This window comes from Thermotoga sp. Mc24, from assembly GCF_000784835.1.
In the GTDB taxonomy this organism is placed as follows: Bacteria; Thermotogota; Thermotogae; order Thermotogales; family Thermotogaceae; genus Thermotoga.
Window position 1 is genome coordinate 410,941 of the sequence record NZ_JSFH01000009.1, and the last position, 7,542, is coordinate 418,482.

Genomic DNA, 7,542 nt, shown 5'->3' on the forward strand with positions numbered 1-7,542 from the left:
ATTCCTCCTTTCAAAATGTGATTTTTCCTCTTATTTTCTCCAGCGTCTTTTCACCTATTCCAGGCACGTCCAGAAGATCTTCGGGAGAACGAAAGGGACCGTTTTTCTCTCGGTACTCGACAATGGCTTTTGCCTTTACCTCACCTATGTAGGGAAGGGTTTCGAGTTCTTCAACCGAAGCTGTGTTCACGTTCAGTTTTGTGACTTCTCTTTTGATATGTTGTTCAACTCCTTCGACGGTCACATATCTGGAAATCTTCTCCAGGGTTTTTTCTCCGATTCCAGAGACGTTCTTCAATTCTTCCACGCTCGAAAATCCACCATGTGACTCTCTGTAATCGATGATCCTCTGGGCTTTCACAGGCCCGATCCCTGGAATCGACATCAAGTCTTCCAGAGAAGCGGTGTTCAGCTCCACAGGAAAGGCGACAACCTTCTGAGAGGATGTTGTGTCCTCTTCTGTTTTCGTTTCTCGTTCCATAACAATTCCAAGCAATATGAAGAAAACAAGTGCCACGAATAGAATTGTTCTTTGATGTTGCTTTCTGAGTCTCAAGGACTGATCAGCCTCCCGGCGTATCCCGGCCTGTTCACCTTCACCCGCTTCATGATGTCTTCCCAGTTCAGTTTTTCAAAGTAATCTTCGGCAAGTCGGAGTGTTGGAAAAGCTCCCACCACCACGGAGTAGTACTTCTTATCCAGTTTCTGGAAGGCGTAAACGTAGGAAGGATAACCTGCCACTCTCAAATCGTAAGCGAGTTCTTTTGAAATACTCTCAGACAGCGTTGTTATCACAAAGACTCCATAAAGGGACCTCTGGGCAACCTGCGAGAAATCCTCGAACTCACCGAGGAGCACCACCGAATAGGTGTCCGTTGAAACAGGAGAAATGAGATACGGAAGACCCGACCTCCTGATGATCCTCAGAGCATCTTCCTTCTTCACAACGAAGGAAGAAACCACCTGATCTTCAGAGACGAAATCCGCCATCTCGTCTCTCAACTTCTCGTAGTCGAACTCCTCGAATTCCACGAGGAGGGGAGTCGGTGGAGGTGTTACCGAAATGGATGCCTCTATTTCTTCAGGTATCTTCAACTCCACGGGCTTTATCTCCACGATCTCTACTTTCACGTTCCTGAGCTGGAATTTCAAATAAATATTCCAGGACAGCAGAGCTATAGCCACACCGAAAATAACTACGATCAGCCAGAACAAAAACCTTGACTGGCCATCGGAGAGAGTGATTCTGGCCATCTCTCACGCCCCCAGATACCTGATGAGAAGATCGACCGTTGCCTCAACGTCATCTGGTGCGATCATCTCACTGGGTGAGTGAACGTATCGTGTGGGAATAGACACCGTGGCCGAAGGAATTCCTTCTTTAGTCCGCTGGTACCCCATGGCGTTCGTACCGCCGAACGTCAGAACCTCCATCTGATACTTTATATCGAATTTTTCCGCGATTTCTATCAAATTTTCGAGGATGCGTTTGCTGCTGATCGATGCCCTGTCTTTCACTTTCAGAGCGGGTCCACCGGAGAGCCTCATTGCGTGTCTCTTGATGGCCTTCGGAGTGTCTGCCGAATCAGTCACATCGATCGCGATGGCCTCGTCCGCTGGTACGCCGTACCCCGCTACCGAGGCACCGACCAGTCCCACTTCTTCCTGAACACTGAAAACACCGTAGAGCGTAACAGCGGGTTTGATTCTTTTGAAAACTTCCACGATCACGGCACATCCTATCCTGTCATCCATCGCCTTCGAGACGTATTTCCCGGAAACCTCAACGAATCCACTGTCGTAGACACCGAAGCTTCCAATCGGACACATCTTCTGCGCTTCTTCCCTGGAATTTGCACCGATATCGACGAACAGCCTGTCGAATGAGAGCTTTCTCACATTCTCCTGCCTTTCTTCTGTTGTTTCACCTTCCATACCAACAACGCCTATTGTACCGTTTTCGAACCTGATCCTTTTTCCAAGAAGCATGTACGGAGAGACACCGCCGACGGGTTCTATCGTCAGAAATCCCTTGTCGTCCACATTTGTGACGACAACACCTATCTCATCTATGTGAGCGTCCAGTATCACCTTTTTCTCGCCGCTTCCTTTCCAAACAATGAGATTGCCGAGCCCATCGATCCTGTGGCCATCTATGTGCCCTTCGAGTTCCTCGAGGATGATTCTTCTCACCTCTTCTTCCCGTCCACTTGGGCCAAAGGCTTCCGTCAGCTTCCTGATCAGTTCCTTCATGAGACCACCTCCACGATTTTTCCTTCCTCGACAAGTACTTTTATGAGTTTCTTCGTGTTTTCGTAGTCGTTCAAATCTATGATCGAATTCGGACTGTGGATGTACCGTGCTGGAGTGGAGATCACACCTGCTGGCACTCCGTAGGCGGTTCTGGCGTAACGTCCCGCGTCCGTTCCCCCAGCGGTTCTTCTCTTCATCTGAAACGGAATGTCGTTGTTCTTCGCTGTATCCACGATAGTTTGAAAGATCTCCTTTGGGATCACGTATCCCCTGTGAAAAAAGGTGATGGCAGGACCGTCACCCAGATGTGTTGCCCATTTCCTTTCCTCCAGTTCCGGATTGTCGCCGGCCGTGGTGGTTTCCACGACGATGGCACAGGTGGGTTTCAGCTGTTCCACCACAACTGCACTTCCACGAAGTCCCGTCTCTTCCTGAACTGTGAAGACAAAGTACGTATCGTAGGCAGGACTCACACCGCTTTCGAGAACATCGATCAGAACAGAACACCCCGCTCTGTCGTCGAACGCTTTCCCGACTGCCCGGCCGTTCTTTTCGATGTAATCACTCACGAAAGAGACGTAGTCTCCTATTGATACGTACTTTTTCGCTTCGTCTGCAGAAGAAAAACCAAAATCAATTCTCAGATTCTCAAACCTTGGGGGAGTGTTCTCTTCATCGCGCTGAAGGTGGATCGGTCTGTAGCCGATAACTCCTTTGAGATTCTTCACCTGAACCACCTTTCCGGGAAGTATCCTGGAATCGACTCCTCCAATGGGCAAGAACGCCACTTTTCCGTCCTTTTCTATTTTGCTCACAACGAAACCGACCTCATCCATGTGAGCCGAAACGAGCAGTTTTTTCGAAGAATCTCTTCCTCTTTTCAAAGCTATCAAATTCCCAAGGACATCGGTGTAAAGGTTGTCAACGAGACTTTCTATCTTTGACTTTATGAAATCCCTGACCTTCCCTTCATCTCCAGACACACCCGGTATCATCGAAAGTTCTTTGAGATACATCTGTCACACCTCCAGTTCTACCGCGACAAGGGAGAGAAGTCTTGCGAGTTCCTCCACATCGCGCGGGTCCACCATTTCAACGGGAGTGTGCATGTACTTCAAGGGAATGGATATGAGAGACGTTCTAACACCGTTTCGAACAAGCTGAACGAAATCCGTTTCCGTGCCGGACCTTCCACCAACCGCTTCTTCCTGAAGAGAAACGTTGTGTTTATTCGCTATCTCGATGACCTTCTGAACAAGATTCCTATCCACAACCGGTCCCAGGCCTATCACCGGACCTTTTCCAAGCTCTATGTGATCACTGAATGGAGGCTCGGAAGCGAACGTAACGTCCATCACGATCGCCACGTCGGGGTTTATCTCGTACGCGCCTGTGAGAGCCCCCAGACACCCTGTCTCTTCCTGAACAGAAAAGACCACATAGACATCCCATGGGTGATCGTACTTTTTGAGAAATTCGAGTGCTTTCACAAGAACTCCACAGCTCGCTCTGTTGTCCAAAGCCTTCCCAACCACCTTCCCATTCGTTTCGAAAGCCGTCTGATCTATCACTGCAATGTCACCTACACGAACATCTCTTTCACACAGAGATAAATCGACGAAGATTTCATCGTATGTGAGGACTTTCTTTCTGGATTCCGAATCTTGCAAGTGTGGAGCGAGCATTCCGATCACACCGTGTTCGATCCCGTTTTTTGTGTAGATACGGATTTTCGAAGCATAAACGACCTTCGGATCCACTCCACCCACGGGCTCGAGTCTGGCGAACTGCCCCTCCACCTTCGAAACAACAAAACCGATTTCATCCACGTGGGCAAAAAACGCGAGTTTTCCTATCCCTTTTCCCTTTTTGTATCCGATCAGACTTCCGTGGCGGGTTGTTTTCGCTTCGTCCACGAAAGGTTCAATGACTGACTTTATGTAAGAAACCACATTCGTCTCGTAACCTGAAGGGCCGTCGAGGTTCGACAGTTCCACCAAGAGTTTTCCGGTTTCCATCTTCATTCACTCCTTTCGAAGCTCACCTTGTCGAACGGTTCGATCACTATCCGATTTCCCTTCACATGTGCAATAGAAGGTACGTTCTCTTCTCCTTTGGAATGCGTGATAAAACCCGCTATTTGAATGAGGGAGGTTTGAAGATCGAGGGCGGCTACCACAGCCTGTTCTCCTTCGTTCAATCCCGCACGTATGTTGCCCTGCGCTTTTCCAAAGACGACAACAGAACCCCCGGCAAGGATTTCAGCTCCCTTGTTCACGTTTCCGAAGACTATCACATCACCGGAATGAACAACAGTCTGACCGGATCGAATATTCCTTTTTATCACTTTACCGGTGCTTTCAACCGTCGTTCGTGACTGCACTCTCAGATCGTTTTCCTTTCCCTCAACAGTGCTTCCAACGAGTATCTGTGAGACTTCAAGACCGAGATTTCTCAGGTGAGAAACGATCTTTGGGATATCTTGAGAGTGTTTGTTGTGATTCTCGATCATCAGAGAGATCCTGTCTCCCTTGGCAAAAAATCCCCCCATCTGTGTAATGCGAGCGGAGATCGCGTTCAAGACTTCTTCGAGGTTCTGATAATCTTTTATGAGGAGTATAAGGCCTTCCTTTGTCATCTTGAAATCCACCATTCCTATCACCTCATCTTTAGATTCTATCATGTTTAAAATAATAATCGGAGGTGTCTGAAATGAGACTGATAACGTTCGATGCTTCGTACGATCCCATCGCTGAAGAAAGCAAAACTGTGCGGGTCTATGTCTTTGAACCGGAGAAGATTGAACGCAATCTGATCTTCCTTCACGGGATAGGAAACGGAAATATTCCATACCTTCTCTGGTTTGGAGAGAAGTTCAGAGAGTACAACATCAAAACCTGGTTTCTCATCCTTCCCTATCACGAAAAACGTGCACCGGAGAACTGGTCTGGAGGAGAGCCTTTCTACCACTCTTCACCCTCTTTCTGTGTGAAGCGATTCGACGAGGCTGTGCAGGACGTGATCGATCTGGTTGATGTTGTGAAGAGAGACAATGACAAGCCCATTTCGTTGATGGGCTTCAGCTTCGGAGGAATGATAACAACCATAGCACTCGCCCGTGAAAAACGAATCGAAAAGGGTGTTATCTGCTGTTCTGGTGGAGACTGGAGATGGATCAACTGGTATTCACCTTACACGGAGAGATTGAGAGAACTCTACAGGAAGAATGGAAACGAATACGGTTGTAGATCGGAGAAGGATTGTATCAAGAACAGAAGGAATGCCCCTGAGATTATCAAGTCGTTCAACTCCATCGAAGATATCAGAAAAAAACCACCGGTGGGTTGCTATTTCTACGACCCGGCATCTTTCGCTCCGTTCGTTGACCAGAAAGTGCTATTCTTCTGGGCGCTCTTCGACCGTGTGATACCATACCAGTCTTACGCGTGCCTTCACAAGCTTCTCAAGAACAAGAAGACCGTTTATCTTCCATCGGGTCATAAAGGTTCTTACTTCTTCAGGAGATACATCGCAAAAAGAGTGGTGAGGTTCTTAATAGATGATGAGTGAGTAAAGCGTTGCGATTATGAACGGTATGAACATGAAGCTCCACGCCACCTTGAAAAATTCCTTGAAACTCACCGTGTGTTTCGTGTACTTTTCCAGAAGGGAAAGACCAACTATGTTCTGAACGGCTCCAAGAGGTGTCAGGTTCGTTCCAAGATTCGCACCGACGGCGTACACCCACCACAGTGAAGCGGGGAAACCCTGCGAGACGAGAATTTTCAGTGTGGGAGCGATTATGAGAGTTGCGGGAACAGCACTCAGGAAAGCAGTGGAAAGGATGGAGATCCATGTTACCGTGGCAACGAACAGGAATCTGTTGAAAGATAGAGCTTTCAGGAAACTGGCTATGACTTCCATAACACCGATTTGTTCCAGAGAGTACGAGATGATGAAGAGGCCTGTGTAGAAGAACAGCGTGTCCCAGTCTATTCCTTCTGACACTTTTTCGAAATTCTTTCCAAGCATGAGAAGAAGCGCACAGGCAGCTATGAGCGCTATCAACGAAAGCTCTACTTCCACGAAGGAATGAAGACCGAACAACACCAGAGTCGAGAGGAAAACAAACAGCGATTTTTTGAGAACCACCGGGTCTGTGATCGATCGTTTCGGGTCCACGCTGAGAAGATTTCTAAGCTTTTCAAAGGCTTTTTCATCGATGCGAACGTACCTCTTGAAGAGGAAAAAGACGACTACAAACATGAGAACAGTTACAAGCCCCATGTTCTTCAGAAAATCGTTGAAGCTGAGTCCGCTTATCGAACCAAGTACGATGTTCAAAGGACTTCCGATGAGTGTTGACATTCCTCCGATGTTGTCTATGAAGATCGTGAAGAGAAAGAAAGGCACGGGATTCACTTCCATCGTATCGAGGATCAAAAACAGTATAGGAGAAACGAGAATGATGGTGATCAAATTGTCGAGGAACGCGGAGGTTACAGCGGTGAGTACCATAAGGAAGGCGAACAGAAGCCAGAATCTACCCCTGGAAATCTTTATAGCGGAAATTGCAAGATATTCGAAAAAACCAGTCCCCTTCAATATGTGAACGATGATCATCATTCCTAAGAGAAGCCCCAGTGTGTTGAAATCGACCACTTCACCTATGTTTTTAAGATCGAGGCCTTCGACAACTTTTATTGCCATGAGAACGAGTGCAATGAGCAGGGTTACAACGGATTTGGCGATCTTTCCGAATATGATGAAGTAGTAAGCGAGGATCGCAAACAATAGAACTAACATTGCTTCGTTCATACTCTTCGCCTCCCTGTCACGGGATTATTCTAACACCGGTTTTTTTAAAATTATTATTCAAAAAAGTGAATTCCACGGCAAGAATGGTAGAATAAAAACCAAAGGAGTGAAAGGGTATGAAAATGTGGGATGCAATCATGAAAATGTTTTTCGGTGAACACCACCATCATTGCTACGGCCCGGCGGTTTCTCCACCGGGTGTGTGATGGTGGGAGATCGCACGGGCCACGTCGAGAAGACGTGGCCTTTTTGTTTATCGAATAAAACCGCAAAGAAGACACCATTTTCTATAAGGTGGGGATGAATTTGCAATTTAATATGTGCCAAAATGTTAATATATCATAGAGAAATGAAGAAGATTGTCTTTTGACAGTAGGCGGATCACCTTTGGAAGTGTTAAAAGAATACATCAAATCTCAAGGACGTGACAAAAATGCTTCGAACCTACAAGTTCAGAATCTACCCTACGAG

8 protein-coding genes and 1 pseudogene are annotated in these 7,542 nt (G+C 47.2%); 2 read left to right on the top strand and 7 right to left on the bottom strand.

The features are described from left to right. Nucleotides 1–10: 10 nt before the first annotated feature. Genes MC24_RS06250 through minC form a run of 6 tightly spaced genes read right to left on the bottom strand, consistent with a single transcriptional unit; the run spans nucleotide 11 to nucleotide 4,906 of the window. On the bottom strand, nucleotides 11–556 hold the full coding sequence (locus tag MC24_RS06250) for a ComEA family DNA-binding protein (RefSeq protein WP_012311322.1): 546 nt from the start codon (nucleotides 554–556) through the stop codon (nucleotides 11–13). Next, a complete protein-coding gene (locus MC24_RS06255) occupies nucleotides 553–1,254 on the bottom strand; it encodes a hypothetical protein (protein WP_012311323.1) in 702 nt (233 codons plus the stop codon). Before MC24_RS06255 ends, MC24_RS06250 begins: the two co-directional genes overlap by 4 nt. A 3-nt stretch (nucleotides 1,255–1,257) precedes the next feature. Continuing rightward, the gene (locus MC24_RS06260) at nucleotides 1,258–2,253 is read right to left on the bottom strand and encodes a M42 family metallopeptidase (protein ID WP_012311324.1); all 996 of its coding nucleotides are present in this window, start codon (nucleotides 2,251–2,253) and stop codon (nucleotides 1,258–1,260) included. Next, on the bottom strand, nucleotides 2,250–3,269 hold the full coding sequence (locus tag MC24_RS06265) for a M42 family metallopeptidase (RefSeq protein WP_012311325.1): 1,020 nt from the start codon (nucleotides 3,267–3,269) through the stop codon (nucleotides 2,250–2,252). The genes MC24_RS06260 and MC24_RS06265 overlap by 4 nt, the downstream gene beginning before the upstream one ends. 3 nt (nucleotides 3,270–3,272) lie before the next feature. After that, a complete protein-coding gene (locus tag MC24_RS06270; protein WP_012311326.1) occupies nucleotides 3,273–4,271 on the bottom strand; it encodes a M42 family metallopeptidase in 999 nt (332 codons plus the stop codon). 2 nt (nucleotides 4,272–4,273) lie between these two features. Beyond that, a complete protein-coding gene (minC, locus tag MC24_RS06275) occupies nucleotides 4,274–4,906 on the bottom strand; it encodes a septum site-determining protein MinC (protein ID WP_012311327.1) in 633 nt (210 codons plus the stop codon). A 59-nt stretch (nucleotides 4,907–4,965) separates the two neighbouring features. Between minC and MC24_RS06280 the strand changes: the two genes are divergently transcribed. Continuing rightward, complete coding sequence (locus MC24_RS06280; protein ID WP_012896631.1) at nucleotides 4,966–5,823, top strand: alpha/beta hydrolase; 858 nt, start codon at nucleotides 4,966–4,968, stop codon at nucleotides 5,821–5,823. Here MC24_RS06280 and MC24_RS06285 read toward each other — a convergent pair. Further along, on the bottom strand, nucleotides 5,806–7,071 hold the full coding sequence (locus tag MC24_RS06285) for an ArsB/NhaD family transporter (protein WP_004080471.1): 1,266 nt from the start codon (nucleotides 7,069–7,071) through the stop codon (nucleotides 5,806–5,808). The genes MC24_RS06280 and MC24_RS06285 overlap by 18 nt on opposite strands. 360 nt (nucleotides 7,072–7,431) lie before the next feature. On the opposite strand from MC24_RS06285, the pseudogene MC24_RS10035 reads away from it, so the two are divergent. After that, a pseudogene (locus tag MC24_RS10035) lies at nucleotides 7,432–7,542 on the top strand (IS200/IS605 family transposase); the annotation flags it as partial.

Coding starts and splice junctions, on each gene's coding strand:
- MC24_RS06255 (WP_012311323.1), bottom strand. CDS start 1,254: ATGGCCAGAATCACTCTCTCCGATGGCCAGTCAAGGTTTTTGTTCTGG.
- MC24_RS06260 (WP_012311324.1), bottom strand. CDS start 2,253: ATGAAGGAACTGATCAGGAAGCTGACGGAAGCCTTTGGCCCAAGTGGA.
- minC (WP_012311327.1), bottom strand. CDS start 4,906: ATGGTGGATTTCAAGATGACAAAGGAAGGCCTTATACTCCTCATAAAA.
- MC24_RS06270 (WP_012311326.1), bottom strand. CDS start 4,271: ATGGAAACCGGAAAACTCTTGGTGGAACTGTCGAACCTCGACGGCCCT.
- MC24_RS06280 (WP_012896631.1), top strand. CDS start 4,966: ATGAGACTGATAACGTTCGATGCTTCGTACGATCCCATCGCTGAAGAA.
- MC24_RS06285 (WP_004080471.1), bottom strand. CDS start 7,071: ATGAACGAAGCAATGTTAGTTCTATTGTTTGCGATCCTCGCTTACTAC.
- MC24_RS06265 (WP_012311325.1), bottom strand. CDS start 3,269: ATGTATCTCAAAGAACTTTCGATGATACCGGGTGTGTCTGGAGATGAA.